The sequence below is a fragment of the Marinomonas mediterranea MMB-1 genome (assembly GCF_000192865.1).
Taxonomy (GTDB): Bacteria; Pseudomonadota; Gammaproteobacteria; order Pseudomonadales; family Marinomonadaceae; genus Marinomonas; species Marinomonas mediterranea.
Map to the genome: position 1 here is coordinate 382,264 of NC_015276.1, position 17,200 is coordinate 399,463.

General features: G+C 45.7%; 16 protein-coding genes. 4 read left to right on the forward strand and 12 right to left on the reverse strand.

What is annotated here, in order from left to right; all coding sequences use genetic code 11:
* Positions 1–66: 66 nt before the first annotated feature.
* The 10 genes from MARME_RS01860 to MARME_RS01910 all read right to left on the reverse strand — a co-directional run bounded on the left by MARME_RS01860 (position 67) and on the right by MARME_RS01910 (position 9,634).
* On the reverse strand, positions 67–609 hold the full coding sequence (locus MARME_RS01860; RefSeq protein ID WP_148230987.1) for a sensor histidine kinase: 543 nt from the start codon (positions 607–609) through the stop codon (positions 67–69).
* Between the two features lie 288 nt (positions 610–897).
* Positions 898–1,383: a hypothetical protein gene (locus MARME_RS01870; protein WP_041647731.1), complete on the reverse strand. Its 486-nt coding sequence runs from the start codon at positions 1,381–1,383 to the stop codon at positions 898–900.
* Positions 1,373–2,164 (reverse strand): response regulator transcription factor, encoded by a 792-nt coding sequence (locus MARME_RS01875; RefSeq protein ID WP_013659575.1) that lies wholly within the window; start codon positions 2,162–2,164, stop codon positions 1,373–1,375. The genes MARME_RS01870 and MARME_RS01875 overlap by 11 nt, the downstream gene beginning before the upstream one ends.
* Positions 2,165–2,373: 209 nt before the next feature.
* Positions 2,374–4,095 (reverse strand): ABC transporter substrate-binding protein, encoded by a 1,722-nt coding sequence (locus tag MARME_RS01880; protein ID WP_013659576.1) that lies wholly within the window; start codon positions 4,093–4,095, stop codon positions 2,374–2,376.
* A 76-nt stretch (positions 4,096–4,171) separates the two neighbouring features.
* Complete coding sequence (locus MARME_RS01885) at positions 4,172–4,444, reverse strand: DUF2160 domain-containing protein (RefSeq protein ID WP_013659577.1); 273 nt, start codon at positions 4,442–4,444, stop codon at positions 4,172–4,174.
* Positions 4,445–4,456: 12 nt separating this feature from the next.
* The gene (locus tag MARME_RS01890; RefSeq protein WP_041648121.1) at positions 4,457–5,302 is read right to left on the reverse strand and encodes a carbohydrate ABC transporter permease; all 846 of its coding nucleotides are present in this window, start codon (positions 5,300–5,302) and stop codon (positions 4,457–4,459) included.
* 114 nt (positions 5,303–5,416) lie between these two features.
* Positions 5,417–6,283, reverse strand: a complete 867-nt coding sequence (locus MARME_RS01895) for a carbohydrate ABC transporter permease (RefSeq protein WP_013659579.1) — start codon at positions 6,281–6,283, stop codon at positions 5,417–5,419.
* Entirely contained in the window at positions 6,276–7,451 is a 1,176-nt protein-coding gene (locus MARME_RS01900; RefSeq protein WP_013659580.1) for an ABC transporter ATP-binding protein, read from the reverse strand. The genes MARME_RS01895 and MARME_RS01900 overlap by 8 nt, the downstream gene beginning before the upstream one ends.
* Positions 7,452–7,453: 2 nt before the next feature.
* Entirely contained in the window at positions 7,454–8,542 is a 1,089-nt protein-coding gene (locus MARME_RS01905) for an ABC transporter ATP-binding protein (RefSeq protein ID WP_013659581.1), read from the reverse strand.
* Positions 8,543–9,028: 486 nt separating this feature from the next.
* Positions 9,029–9,634: a hypothetical protein gene (locus tag MARME_RS01910; RefSeq protein WP_013659582.1), complete on the reverse strand. Its 606-nt coding sequence runs from the start codon at positions 9,632–9,634 to the stop codon at positions 9,029–9,031.
* 279 nt (positions 9,635–9,913) lie between these two features.
* Here MARME_RS01910 and MARME_RS01915 point away from each other — a divergent pair, with 279 nt between their 5' ends.
* Positions 9,914–11,947, forward strand: a complete 2,034-nt coding sequence (locus MARME_RS01915; protein WP_013659583.1) for a sigma-54-dependent Fis family transcriptional regulator — start codon at positions 9,914–9,916, stop codon at positions 11,945–11,947.
* A gap of 44 nt (positions 11,948–11,991) precedes the next feature.
* On the opposite strand, the gene MARME_RS01920 is transcribed toward MARME_RS01915, so the two are convergent.
* Together MARME_RS01920 and MARME_RS01925 are read right to left on the reverse strand one after the other, a co-directional pair.
* Positions 11,992–12,561, reverse strand: coding sequence for a hypothetical protein (locus MARME_RS01920; RefSeq protein ID WP_013659584.1), 570 nt, complete (start codon positions 12,559–12,561; stop codon positions 11,992–11,994).
* A gap of 156 nt (positions 12,562–12,717) precedes the next feature.
* Positions 12,718–14,184, reverse strand: coding sequence for a DASS family sodium-coupled anion symporter (locus MARME_RS01925; RefSeq protein WP_013659585.1), 1,467 nt, complete (start codon positions 14,182–14,184; stop codon positions 12,718–12,720).
* 317 nt (positions 14,185–14,501) lie between these two features.
* Between MARME_RS01925 and MARME_RS01930 the strand changes: the two genes are divergently transcribed.
* From MARME_RS01930 to MARME_RS01940, 3 genes are all read left to right on the forward strand, one after another.
* The gene (locus MARME_RS01930; protein WP_013659586.1) at positions 14,502–15,014 is read left to right on the forward strand and encodes a DUF7482 domain-containing protein; all 513 of its coding nucleotides are present in this window, start codon (positions 14,502–14,504) and stop codon (positions 15,012–15,014) included.
* 124 nt (positions 15,015–15,138) lie between these two features.
* Positions 15,139–16,194 carry an alpha/beta hydrolase family protein gene (locus MARME_RS01935; protein ID WP_013659587.1) on the forward strand — a complete coding sequence of 352 codons (1,056 nt, stop codon included), beginning with the start codon at positions 15,139–15,141 and terminating at the stop codon, positions 16,192–16,194.
* A gap of 66 nt (positions 16,195–16,260) precedes the next feature.
* A complete protein-coding gene (locus tag MARME_RS01940; RefSeq protein WP_013659588.1) occupies positions 16,261–17,196 on the forward strand; it encodes an ABC transporter substrate-binding protein in 936 nt (311 codons plus the stop codon).
* Positions 17,197–17,200 lie beyond the last annotated feature (4 nt).

Below are 17,200 nucleotides of genomic sequence, written 5' to 3' on the forward strand. Positions count from 1 at the left end.
TTTAAGTAGGCGGTACCGCTAAATGGTTCCCTTTTGGTATGTGAATCAGTGTCGCTTCTTTGCGGTTTAATGGTTTTTTGCAGGCCGGCGGCTTCTTTGCGGGCTGCGGCCGTTATAAGGGCGTTTCCTCATATGAATGCCGTGCTCACCTGCATAGCGCATGGCGTTTTCAACGAGATTACACTGCAATTGTGTGATCAATTGGCGGTCCGCGATGATGTTTTTGGTTGCGTTGGTCGCCGTGATTAGGGCCTTATCGTTATCTTCAATAACCTCTTTATATAAGTCGGATACGGTACTGACGGCGTCATTGAGAGAGACCTCTTCTCGTCGCTCTAAAACGTGTCGATTACTCAGTCGGTTTATACGCTGAACCGCATTAAAAATACGAATGACGTCATCAGCTTTGTTGAGTGCTCGCGATAAGTCAACGGTCTCATTAGCCAGTTCCAGTTCATTTTTTAAATGGGTCATCGGCGTGCGCAGCTCGTGAGCAAAGTGCTGTGCATTGTGTTTAATTTGCGTAATGGAGCGATCCAGCGTTTCTGTCGTGCTATCAAGATGTGTCATTAGTTCATCAATGTCGTCTCGTTGATTTTTCGGCGCCATGCGAACGGATAGATTTCCCCCGCAATTTGTTTTAGGCCGTGAGAGATACGGGCCAGTCTCTTTTGCTGGAACGAGCCGAATAGAATCCCGCCAATTAGGGGCGTGATGACCAGCAGAATACCAATAGGCCAAACGATTGAGGGGATTAGGTTGAGTACGTCGTTGGTTTCATCTATTGACATGTAAACGGCGATTTTGCCTCCTTTTACGTCAACGACATAAACACGCCAATTGCTTGCGTAATCGATATCTTGCGCTGATATGAGTTCTGTTGTTATGGGCGCTGCGTCATTGTTGCTGTTTAAGTTGATATCGTTCGTGATGTCCTTCTGTCATGTCGCTGAGCTCTGAGTAAAACTCACCCGATGTACCACCAAAAAATTCGTCAATATAGAGCTCTCGTAAGAATCGCGCTTCGAATAATTGGTCGTCAGGAAGTGTCGAAAATCCGTTTGTGTTAAAGACATCGTGTTTGATTAGCCCATAAACCTTATTGTCATCTGAACGAAAACGGTCGATTCTGTTTACAACCAGTTCATCCTCTCCTAGCGTATACCACTTGGGCATGCCATCCGCTTCGTCAAAACTAATCGCTAGGTCTTCTGCAAAAAGGATGAGTTCTTGATCGATATCGTCGTAGGCTTGAAAGGTGATTTGACGCTGAAGAATGACGCTGGCGAGCACTAATAAGACAATAAAAAAAACGGACTGGAGCATGGCATAGCGGACCGCACTCATTTTGAATAGCTTGCTGATCACTGCATTAATTGCCAAAGATATATCCTGCTCCGCGAACGGTTCGGATCAGTGATGTGGGGAAGGGCTTATCTACTTTCGCCCTTAGTCGACTGATGTGAGTTTCTACAATACTGGTTTCAGGGTTAAAATCAATATTCCACACTCGTTCTAACAGCATTGAGCGTGTCATTACCCGACCTTGGTTACGCATCAGTGTTTCGAGTAGCCTGATTTCTTTGGTATTCAAGAGAATATTCTCGTCAGCTCTGTGGCACTTTAACGCCAACAGATCCAGTTCAAGGTCTTCATATACTAGCGTGGTGTCTTGCTGTTGTTCCATTGACGTTGACAATGTACGTCTTCCCAGTGCGTTGATCCGAGCAAGTAACTCAGAGATGGCAAACGGTTTTGCGAGATAATCGTCTGCGCCTGCCTCTAACCCTGTGACTCGATCATCGACGTCACCGAGGGCGGTAAGCATCATAATAGAGGTGTTTATTTTGGCTGCACGCAGTGTTTTTAATACGGCAATACCATCTAGATCAGGGACCATCCAATCTAAAATGAGCACATGATAGTCGCGTGTGGAGGCGGCAATTAAAGCTTCCCTGCCTTTATCAAAGGCATCGACAACATGACCTACTTTAGTGAGACTTTCACAGAGCCAATCACGTATTTCTTTTGCTTCCACTATGGTGATTGTTGGCTCGGCGACGTTTACTTGTTTGTCAGCAGCGGGCTGATTTGCCCATGCGGTTGTTGCGTTCGTAATAGACAAAGCAAAAACGGTGATGGCAACGATGAGTACTTTTTTCATGTTCAATTCCTCGTGTGTGAATGAGAAGTTCATCCTGTCGAGGTTGGTACTCTAGTATGCCAAAGTCACATCAGACATTCAGGAACTATACAAATTTGTAATGAACAAAAAAAAGGGTCAACGCACAAATGTCCGTTGACCCTTTTTGATTTGCTACTTTTTTCTCAGGTTTTACCTAACGCTTGGAGCGACTAGGTGCAACATCGCGTTTACTCCCAAGAACGAATCAAATCCTCGTAATTCACTGTGACGCCTTGTGGTTTTTCATTAGCAAGTTTGGCTTTTGGTGAACCGGGTTGGTTAAGCCAGTAGGACTCATCACGTGGCTCATTTAACTTAGGACCACAGGTTTTTTGAACATTTGCCCGTTCAAGTCGTTGCATGACTTTATCCTGTGCTGCCGCCAAGCCCTTCAGAGCTTCCTGCGGGGTTGCCTCACCACTGGCGGCTTGCGATATGTATTGCCACCAAAGCTGAGCTAACTTAGGGTAATCTGGAACGTTGGTGCCTGTAGGAGACCATTCTTTACGTGCGGGCCCTTTATAGAATTCAACTAAGCCGCCGAGCTTCGGTGCCGCTGCTTGCATTTCAGGTGAATTGATATCGGACTCGCGAATAGGGGTTAATCCGACAAGGGTTTTCTTTAGCGATACGGTTTTCGACGTTGTGAACTGAGCGTACAACCACGCTGCTAAACGACGATCTTCTGGTGTGGAATTCATGAACGTCCAAGCCCCTACGTCCTGATAACCTTTCTTCATGCCTTCTTCCCAGTATGGCCCCACTGGAGACGGCGCCATACGCCACTTCGGTGTACCGTCATCATTAACGACAGGCAAGCCTTGTTTCGTCATATCGGCTGTGAAGGCGGTGTACCAGAATATCTGCTGGGCAATACTGCCTTGCGCAGGTACCGGCCCAGATTCCGAGAAGGTCATGCCTTGTGCTTCTGGTGGCGCATATTGACGTAACCAGTCGACGTATTTGGTTGTCGCGTAAACGGCGGCTGGACCATTGGTTGCGCCTCCACGGGAGACACTTGAGCCGACTGGAGAACAGCCGTTTTCGATTCGGATACCCCATTCATCGACAGGCAAACCGTTTGGAATGCCTTTGTCACCCGCGCCAGCCATTGAGAACCATGCATCAGTAAAGCGCCAACCCAGTGAAGGGTCTTTTTTACCGTAGTCCATGTGACCGTAGACGGGTTCGCCATCGATCATTTTGACATGATCGGTAAAGAACTCTGCAATGTCTTCATAGGCAGACCAGTTAACAGGCACCCCTAGTTCATAGCCATAAATATCGCTGAATTGTTTTTTCAGGTCGTCACGGGCGAACCAGTCAGCTCGGAACCAATACAAGTTGGCGAACTGCTGATCTGGCAGTTGGTATAGCACGCCATCGGGGCCTGTGGTGAAATCCAAACCGATAAAATCGGCTAGATCCAACGTTGGTGACGTGTAGTCTTTGCCGTCACCTGTCATCATGGTGGAGATTGGAACGACTTTACCATAACGAAAGTGCGTGCCGATTAAGTCTGAGTCGTTAACGTACGCATCGTAGATATTACGGCCAGACTGCATTTGTGTTTGTAGCTTCTCAACCACGTCCCCTTCTTGAATCAAATCGTGATTGACTTTGATCCCCGTAATCTCTTCGAAGGCCTTCGCCAATACTTGAGACTCGTATTTGTGGGTGGTTAATGTTTCAGAGGCGACGTTGATTTCCATACCTCGGAAACGTTTTGCAGCGTCTGTGTACCAAGAAAGCTCGTTAAGCTGTTCTTGTTTCGATAGCGTAGAGACCGTGAACTCGTCCGATACCCATTTTTTCGCCGCGTCGGAATAGGCATCAGCCCAGACAGATGCGGAATGCATCATTACGGCGAAAGGTAATGCTGCTAGGGCGATTTTTTTCTTATTTTTCATCTTTTACCTCAACATTAAGTTTCTTTATTTTTATGAACACTCTCTTAAGCTTCCTGCCTATTTCGCTGCTTCGTCCTTAACCCCAGCGCATTAGGATAATCATCCAAATAACGGACAGGGCGGTGGCCACCAAAAGGGCGACTTCTGTCAGCGCGACAAAAGTCAGGTGGATAAAGGCACTGGTTAACAGGCCGATAAACAGTCTGTCTCCCCGTGATGTGACAATGGGCAAAAAGCCCTTGCGTTCAACGCACGGCGAAACAATTTGCCAAGTGGTCATTGCCACAAGAATGAGTGCAATGCCGCCAAAGAATAGGGCAGTGGGTAAGGTCCAAGACATCCAAACCATGGTGCTTCTCCTCTATACTCGACCAAGGGCAAAACCCTTGGCGATGTGGTTACGAACGAAGTAAACGACCAGCATGCCGGGTACGATTGTGAGTACGCCAGCGGCGGCTAATAGCCCCCAATCCATTCCGGACGCGGAAACGGTACGAGTCATGATGGCGGCAATGGGTTTTGCGTCAACAGACGTGAGTGTGCGAGCAAGCAATAGCTCAACCCAAGAGAACATAAAACAAAAGAAAGCCGTCACACCGATACCAGACCGAATCAAGGGAATGAAGATACGTACAAAAAATCTAGGAAATGAGTAGCCGTCGATATAGGCTGTCTCATCGATCTCACGAGGAACACCGCTCATAAACCCTTCTAAGATCCAGACCGCCAACGGGACATTGAAGAGACAATGCGCTAACGCGACCGCGATGTGAGTATCGAATAAACCTACGGATGAATACAGCTGAAAAAACGGCAGTAGAAACACTGCTGGTGGGGCCATCCGATTCGACAGCAACCAGAAGAACATATGTTTGTCGCCGACGAACTTGTAACGGCTAAAAGCATAGGCGGCTGGCAGAGCGACGAGTAAGCTGATGACCATGTTCATGGACACATACAGCATTGAATTGACGTACCCCATGTACCAGGTGGGGTCGCCAAATATCTTCGCATAGTTATCCAATGTGAAATGCTCAGGGTACAGCGAAAGGCCGCTAAGAATCTCGGTGTTTGTCTTAAAAGACATATTAATCAACCAATAGATCGGTAGAAGTAAAAGGATTAAATAGAGGTTTAATCCGATTCGTCCACGCCACACGGCTCTACGCGCTTTCTTTTGTGCGTGACTTACTACCGGGGCTTGCATTGCAAGCGGTTGATGACGAGGTTTTTCCGTGTTGGGTGTCTCTGAAAGGCGTCTCTTTGAAACGCCATTATCTTGAGTTTCTGAGACAAGGCTTGGGTTTGACATCATCGCCTCCTATTTGTCTTTTTGCATGTTCATGATGGTGGTATAGAACACCCAACACACCAACAGAATGATAAGGAAGTACACCAGCGAGAAGGCTGCTGCAGGCCCAAGATCGAATTGACCAATGGCTTGTTGAACCAAAGACTGACTTAAGAAGGTGGTGGACGTGCCGGGTCCGCCTCCCGTTAACACAAATGGCTCGGTGTAGATCATAAAGGAGTCCATAAAGCGCAGAAGTACTCCTATGATCAGAACATTGGTCAGTTTAGGGAGCTGAATATACCGGAACACCGCCCAGCGAGAGGCCCGATCAATACGAGCGGCTTGATAATAGACTTCTGGAATGGCGCGTAAGCCCGAGTAGCAAAGCAAGGCAACGAGTGGTGTCCAGTGCCAAACGTCAATCAAGACGACCGTCATCCACGCGTCAATGGGATTAGACGCATAGTTGTAATCAACGCCTAGCCACGAAAGAAATGCGCCAAATAAGCCGATGTCGGCACGTCCAAAAATCTGCCAAATAGTTCCCACTACGTTCCACGGAATCAAGAGCGGGATGGCGACAAGGATTAATGCTAACGAGGCGCTTCTTCCCTTGGTGGGCATCATTAAGGCAACCAAAATCCCTAACGGAATCTCAATCAATAAAATCGTGAATGAGAAAATAAACTGACGCCCCAGTGCATCGTGTAAGCGAGTATCTGTCATCACTTGTTTGAACCACTCTGTGCCAACAAAGTACCGAGTGTATGGATCGAAAATGTCTTGAACCGAGTAGTTCACGACCGTCATCAACGGGATGATGGCGGAAAACGCGACAATGATGAAAACCGGAAGGACAAGCCACCAAGCTTTATTGTTTTCAACCTTATTCATTTACGGCCTCCTCAGAACCTTGTGATGGGCTTTCGGATCGGTGTTCGGACTCATGTTCGGATTGAGCCTCAGAGCCTAGCTCAACAAGGTATTCGTCAATGTAGAGCTTGGTCCATTGCTCAGGAAAGCTAATATAGGCTTTGCCAACGGGCACTTTCTGATCTTCACTGAGTCGTGCTTTCATTGTGATGCCGTTGAAAATGAAGGACAGAATTTTGTAGGTGCCAAGGTCTTCGACATAGTCGACCTCCACTTCGTAAGCGTCGTCATTGAAGCCGTCCCAGACATGAACAAACTCTGGACGTATACCAACTTTCACATCGGTAATATCACCACGCTGTTGGAGGTGATTTGCTAACGACGAATGAATCGAAATGACATGCTTACCGAATGATAGAGAACCGGCACTAAACGTTGCATTAAAGAAGTTCATCCCTGGGCTGCCAATAAAGTAACCTACGAAGGTATGAGCAGGGTTCTCAAACAGTTCTCTTGGTGTGCCAAATTGCACGATCTGACCGTCGTACATAACCGCGATTTTATCGGCAAAGGTCGACGCTTCAAGCTGGTCGTGTGTGACATAGACCATGGTGATATTGAATTGTTCGTGAATCTGCTTCAGCTTACGGCGCAGTTTCCATTTGAGCTGAGGGTCAATGACTGTGAGCGGTTCATCAAATAAAATGGCGGACACATCGTCTCGGACGAGGCCGCGTCCCATCGAAACTTTTTGTTTTTGGTCGGCCGACAAACCTTTGGCTTTGCGTTTGAGTTGATCTGACAACTCTAATATTTCGGCCACTTCCAGAACTTTCGAGCGAATTTTATGGGAAGGAACACCAATATTTCTAAGTGGAAAAGCTAAGTTGTCGTAAACCGTCATGGTGTCGTATACCACGGGAAACTGGAAAACCTGTGCGATATTGCGCTCTTCTGGCTTTAGTTCATTCACGCGCTTGCCATCGAATAATACTTCTCCGTCCGACGGTTCAAGCAGCCCCGATATGATGTTGAGCAAAGTCGACTTACCACAGCCAGACGGCCCCAAAAGCGCATAGGCTCCGCCTTGATGCCACACATGTTGCATCTGTCTAATGGCGTAATCTTCGGGCTTGGTAGGCGAATCGCTGTAGGTATGCGCCAAGGCATTGAGTGTAATTTCTGCCATGATCAAAGACCTCCAATACGTGCTGGGGCATGCACCATGTCGCCGTGGTCGTTAAAGGCGTACAGCTTATGCGTAGGAAAATAGACTTTGATTTCTTGATCTACCTGATACTGATGAACCCCTGATAAATGCAGCACCAAATCAAAGTGAGGATTGTGGACATGAAGAAACGTCTCAGAGCCGCTGATTTCTGCTAAATCCACTTGGACAGGCAGTTCTAAATCGTCATCGTTGTGAGGGACCAAGCCAATGTGTGATGCTCTTACTCCAAATTGATATTGCCCCGCAGGCAGGCTTCGCAAATCATTATTGAGCTGAAAATGAACTTTGTCATCGAACGTAACTTCCGTCTCGGTGACTTTTCCGGGAACCACATTAATAGGCGGTTCAGAGAACATTTCCGCTGTAATAATGTTTTGAGGTTGGTGATAAACCTCAGCGGTTTCACCAAACTGTAGAAGACGACCTTCGTGCAACACTGCGGTGTTACCGCTCAGTGCGAGTGCTTCATTTGGTTCTGTTGTGGCGTAGACTGCAATGCAATTTCTTGCTTTAAACAAGGCTCTCAATTCTTGGCGGAGTTCTTCTCTGAGTTTGTAGTCCAAGTTCACAAGAGGTTCGTCGAATAGAATAACCTGAGAGTCTTTGACCAGTGCTCTGGCCATTGCTGTACGCTGTTGTTGCCCTCCAGACAGCTGCAGTGGTAAGCGACCCAAGTATTCTTCAATGCGCAGCATTTCTGCGGTTTCATGCACGCGTTTGTCTATTTCTGTTTCCGACAGATTAGCGAGACGTAAGGGCGACGCGATGTTTTCAAACACCGTCATATTGGGGTAATTGATGAATTGCTGATACACCATTGAGATGTTTCGTTCTCGAACAGGCACGCCGGTGACATCGACACCGTTCATCAATATTTTGCCTTTGGTTGGACGATCAAGCCCAGCCATCAATCTCATTAGCGTTGTTTTACCGGCTAACGTTCTGCCCAGTAGGACGTTGAACGAACCTGGTTCCAATGTCAGATTGACGTCAGAGATCCAAGTTTCACCTTCGACAACGCGAGAAACGTTTTCTAGCGTTAATGACATTGTTGTTAACCTTTTGTTTTTGTTATGGCCGCCACAATGATGCGGATAAATGTGTTTATGAATGATTCGCTTCTGGCTTGTCGCTTTTCGCACATGAACACGATTACGTTATTTTTGTTTTCGAAAACACTCTTTCAAAGAGCAGTTTCAATACTTGTATTTCAATGTTTGTGCCATATTTGAAAAGTATGATTGAGTGATTTTTAAGGAATTGATTTTTATGGTTTATTTTTATCTTTCTGGATATTCTCTGAGAGCGAAGAGCTGAGGAGGTAAGGTGTTCACATATGTTCAAAAACGAAAAAAGTGTTCAGTAGAGTGTTCAGTTTTTGAGACCGTTTGCTTTGTCGTTAACGTATGGAGGTAGGTGCTTGAGGTTGTTGGAGACGAGTCCTAAACTTGCCGGAGGAAGGCGGCTTCGACAAGTTTAGGGCGTTTTTTACTTTTTTCTTTCTAGTAATCGGACTTCTATTTCTTCTACGCTTTTTATTCCCAAGAGAAGGCAGCGTCTTTTACGTCACAGTTACTCAGGGATTGCTCAGCTTCCGTTAAGTAAACTTGCTGAGATTGCGAGACGTCGTACGTTAGGTACTTCGAGCACATAGCGCTTTGACCATTCCCTACAACCACTTTCGTCCCCGCTTTGAGCGTACAGCTGACCAGTTTGTCGAGCGGTGACCACTGGTAACAGATTTCGTAATCAGAACGATATTTAGAGACGAGCCCTTCCGGTTGACTAAAAGCCCACCATTTACCGAATTGACTGTGAGGGTTCGTGCTATTCCAAGCGCGATAAAGCGGGACTTGGGTATCTGCTTTGGCTTGATAAACTTTACCTTGGCAGAGCATGCCTTTCTCTGGTTGGCCAAGCGTTTGTGTTAATAAGGCTTCGTCTTGCACTTCTTCGAAGTAGGGTGACAGCGAATCGGGTAAATCCGTTGTGCCTATGCAAACGTTTTCTATCGGAGCGCTCGTTGCTACCGATTCGTTATCTTTATCCGGAGTGTGGGCAGCACAACCAATTAGGGTCAATGTTGTCATTGATACGATCGACGTTGTTTTTAGGGTATTTCTAATCTGTATCTTTTTCATAGTCTTCCTTATCTAAATGGACTTAAAGAAAAATCGCAAGCTGGAGTATAGACGATTGATTTGATTTAGCTTTTGTTCTTTAGAGAAGGATTAGCAGTATTTTATCCAGTATTGGCTATGCGCACAGGCAAAAGATGGTTCAGGAAAAAGTGGTAACATTTCATTGATGTTCCGGCTTTCTAGTCGCACAATGCGTTTAGGAGTTGAGAATAGATTTCGTTGCTGGCAGACTCCTCAATGGCTTGTCGCTCTTTGCGTAAAAGATATGCAGAGAAGTGAATGAAAAAAGAAAAACAACAAAAAGCACAATCAGAGAGTAAGCCGATGGACTCTGTTACGGAATCAGAGCGTGCCTGCGTGGACGCAAAAGATGGCTGTACTGATCACGTTGAAGCGGAACATAAGTCGCAAATTGAAGCGTCATGGTTTCGTTGTGAGCAGTTTGGGTTAGATCATGGGTCGGAACCGGATTTTGGTACGCTTCCGCAAGGTGAATTACATGATCTTTTGGATCAGCATCGTAGTCTTCTTGAAACCACGGAAAACGAAGTTCTTCCTTATTACGAAAACATCCTAAATAACTCTTCCTGTATGATTGTACTGGCCGATCATCAAGGCCATGTTTTGAATACGTGGGGCAAAAACCGCTTTGGTCGTGATGACAGGTATGGCCAGAGTCATGGTTTAGTCGGTGGTAATCAATGGACCGAAGAAGGCGTCGGGACGAACGCCATTGGTACCGCTTTGATTACAGGGCAGGCGATTCAAGTTGGGCGAGACGAGCACTTCTTGCGTGCGAATCGCTTTATGGTCGGGTCTGCCTCTCCCATTTACGACTCGCAAAATGACGTTGTTGGCGTACTCGACATCTCCTCAGATGCCTATCTACCTCAAGATCACACACTGGGTATGGTCAAACTCATGTCACTTAGTGTGGAGAATCGACTGATCTTCGCCGCCTTTCAAAAAGACTATTTCATTCTCACTTTTAATACCAACCTCATCAGTTTGGACAGTCATTGGTCAGGGGTGCTTGTGTTGGATGAGAATGGCACCATCGTCTCCGCGAATCGTCGCGCAGAAGTTGTCCTAGCCAGAGACTTAGCTTTGCTGAATATTGCTCAGGTATTTGATTGTGAAATGCGCGAAATCAAGCATCAACCGACTAATATCCCAATGAAACTGAAAGCACTCGGTCGTTACCAGTTTTATGTCAATGTCTTACCGCCTGCTTTACCTGTTATGCGAATCCCTGATTTTCGAAAAACGGAAGGGTATGTGGCACCTGAAACCACTTTGAGCGAGCCTAACGCTGCTCCTCGACCTGAACCCGCGAAAGAAAAGCGATTACTGCCCGAAAATGTTGTTCCATTGGAAGAGTTAGAGCATGGCGACGAAAAAGTACGCCGTGTTGTTAAGCAAGCTCATAAAATTATGGAGAAAGACATTCCAATTCTGATTCATGGAGAAACCGGGGCTGGTAAGGAAATCTTCGTGCGCAGTTTGCATTATCATAGCTCGCGGCAGGCTCAAATGCTGGTGGCGGTAAACTGTGCCGCTATCCCATCAGAATTGGTTGAATCTGAACTTTTTGGCTATGAAAAAGGCGCGTTTACCGGAGCACAAAGTAAAGGGTCGATTGGACTCATACGACGCGCGCATAAAGGCACGTTATTTCTAGACGAAATTGGTGAAATGCCGATGGCGGTTCAGTCCCGATTGTTAAGAGTGTTACAAGAGCGAGTCGTCACACCGTTAGGTTCGACCGACGTCTACCCCGTTGATGTAAAACTGATTTCCGCAACCAATAGACAACTAAAACAGGAGGTTCACGAAGGTCGATTTCGACAAGATCTGTATTATCGAATTTCCGGGTTGAATATCGAGTTGCCCTCATTGCGAGATCGGATGGATAAGAGAGAGGTTATTTCTTACATACACGACCGATTACGACTAGAAGACCCAGCGCCATTACTTACGGGTGAAATGTTGACCTTGCTGAGTTCACATCCGTGGCCGGGAAACATGCGTCAGTTGGTTCACGTATTGAAAGTTGGTATGGCGATGGCCGACGGCGATGTATTAGAGGATTGGCATTTGCCGGATGACTTTTTTGACGATCTTCAGAGCGGCGAAACGGATGAGCTTTTGACTTCAAACCAAGTTGAGGGTGAAAAGCAAGAAAGCCTAGACGTGAGAATTCCCAAACTGCTAGGGCAGTTCAACGGCAATGTTTCTAAGACGGCGAAAGCGGCAGGCGTAAGTCGCAATACCGTGTATAAATATGCGAAACAAGGGACGGGCTTTAAATAGAAAGGTGAGTTAGCACCCTTCTATTTATTTGCGTATGCCTTTTATTAAAAGGTAACCGCTAAATTGATTGCTACATGAGAACCGTCAAATGCTGGCGCATTCTTGAAGTCGTATTCGATATTGGTGTAGCGAAGGCCAAGGTCAACGTCGCGTGTAAGCATATACGAACCTTCTAATATGAATCCAAGTGCATTATCTGCATCTGTTTTTTCATTGTAGCTTGGAGTGTCTAGATCCAAGGTTGGATTTAAATGGTAGGTTATACCACCACCAAGTTTGAACTTTTCGAAGTTCTTTATAACTAACGCATCTATTGGAAAGCGGCTGAAGCTAATTTCGCCGTTCGCTGCGTCAATGGAGTCGTTAAGATAATTAATCGCGAGTTTCCAATCAATGTCACTCTCTGCTGATATAGGGGCTGTTAGAAAAGCACCGATAGTAAATCCTGAGCCCGCATACAAAGATTCCGTTGAACCGTCCATAAATGTGGCTGTTGCTAATTTATCACCACCTGATGCATATCCTATTTGTGCTCCAAACTCAGGCATTTCTGCCATAGATACTGTCGAAGCTAATACCAAACCAGCACCTATACACAGTTTTTTAAATTCCATATATCATCCTTATTTTTACATAAATTTTAAACTTCGGATGATATATGAATAATGTTTCAATATAAATATAAAACATTACATGTTCTTTAGTTTAAACAATGTATTAGGATGAGCCCTCGGGTAATTGTGATCGACATACGCCTTGTTTTTGAAGTACTACCAATACCCTAGCGCTTTCCACCATAGACCTCCGGCGATACACCAAACTCCGAGATTTACCACGCTCATAACAACGCCTGCTTTCCACCAATCGCCCATTGAAACATAGCCAGACCCGAAAATAATGGGAGAGGTGCCAGTTGCATAATGAGTCAGAGACATCATCAAAGAAGAAGCGGCAGCCATAAGTAAGCCGAGTATGAGAGGCGGCGCACCCAGCGCAATGCCAGCAGCGAAAATAGCGGCGAACATGGCGGTAATATGTGCGGTTGTACTGGCAAAAAAGTAATGTGTGTAGAAGTAAATTAAGACCAATATTGAAATAGAAGGAATCCACCCCAGCCCAAGATGAGTAATGTTTGTTTCGACAACGCCAGAAAACCAAGCGATTAACCCAAGTTTATTGAGATACGTTGCCATCATTATCAGGGCGGCGAACCAAGTGATTGTATCCCAAGCAGATTTTTCTTTTAAAACGTCATCCCATGTCAGTACGCCAGTCACGAGAAGCACACTGAGCCCTAGCATCGCAGTCGTCGTAGTGTGTACCTTAAAGTCATCACCAAACAGCGCCGCAGGCAGTCCTGTCCAGAGTACGAGAAGTAGAGTAAACACCGCGATCATGATCTTCTCTTGGGTGCTGGTTTTCCCCATCGCTCGCAATTTTTGTTGGGCAAACTTTGTCGCATCCGGTGTGTGTTTAATTTCGGGAGGATAGAGGAAGTAGAGCACTAATGGCATGAGTAATAGACATAGCAATCCTGGAAGTAAAGCCGCCAATGCCCACGTACCCCAAGAGATACTGATTTCTGCTCCGGTGGCATCAGCGATCAGCTTTACGATCAGAGGATTTGGGGCGGTCGCAGTAATAAACATGGCGGACGTAATGGGGTTGGTATGGTAATTCACGAGAGCCAGATAGTGACCAATTTTTCGTTGGGACCCTTCTTCAGAGGAGGAATGAAAACTCTCGGCAATGGACCTCATAATAGGATGAATAATCCCACCCCCTCGTGCCGTATTGCTCGGTGTGACGGGAGCGAGTACCAACTCAGAAAGAGCTAAAGCATAACCAACGCCTAATGTACGTTTGCCAAAGATCGAAATAAAGTAATAGCCAATGCGCTGCCCTAAACCGGTTTTCGCGAGTCCTCTCGAAATGATAATGGCAATACCAATCAACCAAATAAGAGAGCTTGAAAAACCGCTCAACGCATCTTTGATTGCTTGAGACGGGCTGTTGCTGGTTACGCCAGTGAAAGCGACAAAGAAAATGGCAATAAGCGCAACCGCACCAATTGGCATGGCTTTACCAATAATGGCGATAATCGTCGCGACAAACAGAGCGAGTAAATGCCAAGCATTGACATTAACGCCATCGGGTACCGGGACAATAAACCACAATATTAAGGCGGATAGAACGGAGAGAGAAGCGGGTATTAAACGAACATGAGGTGATTGCATACAATACAAATCCTAATGAGTGTATTACACGAATGGATGTCTACTAAGGCTCCTTTCTACTAAGGAATTCTCTATTAAGATGTTTTGAGAAGCCGCTTATTCAAAGTACTGGTGAGACTGTATCGGAATTGTTCATGTCGCAACGTGACCTTAATCAAGGGTACGTATTAAGATATTGGCGAATTGAGTGTAAGAAAATCTTAGAATCCAACAACAAAGACTCTATACTCATATTCCAAAGGCATTCATAAAGAAAGTGTCACTATTATCCGTATCAATGTCGCCGCTATATCAACGTAGCCACTAAGGGAAGTGTTATGAAAATTAAGATCGCTTTGTCCTGTTTGCTTGCTGTATTGCTAACAGCCTGTTCTTCAAACTCTTATAAAGACTTGCCCATGCAGATGAGCATGCCAGTATTTCCAGCGTGGTATGAGGGTAAAGAGGTCTTTTATATTACGACTGATGTATCAGACAAAGAGATGGCTGAGCAGATGAACGCCAACTATACGCCGCGTTTGCGGGATGCTATTCCGCGATATCCAAAACCGCCGCGAGTCAAAACAGCATTAGAACGAGTGTATGGTTTTCCTGGCGGAGAGCAACGCAATGTGTTTCCTTCTGCTCCTTGGCCTGTTGGGCCGAAAAGTACCGACACGCAGTATTCTCCACTCTGGCTTATGTACTGGGTGAAGTGGACGGATCCTGAAAAAGCGTATGAGCTGAAATCAGAAGGGGATATCTACGCGGCTGAGCGTAAAGGTCTCGTGACCATTAATCGCTCCCGCATCGTTGTTAATTGTCCTGTGGTGCCGAACCCTAATAAATAATAGAGACTTGTGAAATGTCCTCGAACAGGTTTTAGAACGACCTAAATCCTCTTTTAGGTCGTCTGTTTACGAGAATAAAACCAACATTGTTGCTACTGACTTAACCTTCTTATCGGGAGCAACAATGAATACCTTTATAAAGGCTCTTTTATCAGGGCTGGTGACGAGTTTACTGATGTCGTCTGCAATAGCGGATAACGTGGGCTTGACGCATGTCCCCATTTACTCCGACTCTTCGCGTCCATTAGACGCAACGATATGGTACCCCACAGAACAGAGCGAGCCGCAGTCTAAGATTGCAGACAATATTGCGTTTAAGGGGACGTATGCAGTTAAAAATGCGGTTCCAAAACTAGAACGCTTCCCTCTTGTATTACTTTCCCATGGTTATCGCGGACATTGGCGCAATCTAAATTGGTTGGCGACCAGATTGGTCCAACAAGGCTATTTAGTTGCGGCTGTCGATCATCCGGGGACCTCAACTTTTCGACACGATAAAATCGATGCGGAACAATGGTGGGAACGTCCCGCAGATGTGTCTCGATTATTGGATTGGCTCCAAACCGATAGCGATTGGCAGGCAAGTATCGACGAATCGGACATCAGCGTCATAGGACACTCGTTAGGTGGTTGGACAGTGATGTTATTGGCGGGGGCGACAGTCGATTACGCGTCGATGCGTCAATATCACGATAACCATCCAAACCCTCGTGTAGAAAGTGTGGCTGAGGAAATGAGATTAGACATTGCCAAGCCTCTTGATCGTGTATTAAAAGACCGCCGTATTCAATCGTTTGTGAGCCTTGATTTAGGGGCAGCGCACTCGTTTTCTGACCAAAGTTTAGAGCAAATTAACCAACCAGTGTTGGTTCTGGGGGCGGGCATTGATATCGGTGACTTTTCTGTTGAAGGAGGCTCTATTGATGGTTTGTCTGCCGATAAAGAGTCAGGGCACATCGCAAGGAAGTTACCACGTGGTTCAGTGCAATATAAAGTCTACCCTGATGCAACGCATTTTAGCTTCGTGCAGCTATGTAAGCCTCATGCCTACGAGATATTAGAAGAAGAACTTCCTGGAGACGGCATAATTTGTTTGGATGGAAAACAAAAGACACGGAAACAGCTCCACGATGCAATATACAACGATGTTTATCATTTTCTAAATTATAAATTGATATGATTGTTAATAGTAATTATTATCACCCTTATTTCTATCCTTTTGTAAGGAGAATTGAGGGTGTCTTCAATGAATCGATTTATAAAACACCTCAGCATATTTGCGTCGCTTTTAATGGCTTTTTCAGCCTATTCTAGTGATGAAGGTATGACGAAGGTCACTCATGCGATGGGTGTAACGTCTGTGAGTAAAGACATAAAGCGAGTGGTTACTCTTTTTCAAGGGGCAACAGATTCGGTTGTCGCGTTAGGTGTTACTCCTGTAGGGGTTGTCGATTCTTGGGCCCAAAAACCGACTTATCGATATTTGCGCCCAGCTTTAAAAGGTGTCTCGCATGTTGGGTTGGAAACACAGCCTAACTTAGAGGCAATTGCTGCTTTAAAGCCGGATCTGATTATTGGTACAAGGTCCCGCCATGAAAAAATATATACTCAATTATCTCAAATTGCTCCGACTGTGTTAGCTGAAAATGTGTATGACTTTCAGCATTCACTAGAACTAACTGCAAAGGCAATTAGTCGTGACAGGAAAGGCAAAGAGCTTTGGTCGACTTTTCAGGAGCGAATAGGCCAATTAAGAGAAGTAATGAAGAAAAACCACTCTGAATGGCCAATTAGTGTATCGGTTTTGAATATTCGTGCTGACCACCTGCGTTTATATTTGCAAAAAAGCTTTGCTGGTTCGGTACTACATGAGGTCGGGTTTACTTTTCCTTTGCCCAGTCAAACAGGCTGGGGAGTAAAGTTAAAGACTAAAGAGGCTTTACCCAGCGCAAACGCTGATATGTTTTTTATTATTTTGCATTCTGACGATGAGATTGTAAGACAAAATTATAAGGCATGGCGCTCTCACCCGCTTTGGAAGGCATTAAAAGCTCCTCAAAACGGTAAGGTATATGAGGTCGACAGAGTGACTTGGTTGCTTTCAGGAGGGATTATTGGCGCCAATCTAATGCTTGATGATCTATATCGCCATTTTGACATCATTACAGATTCAGACAGTTAATGAT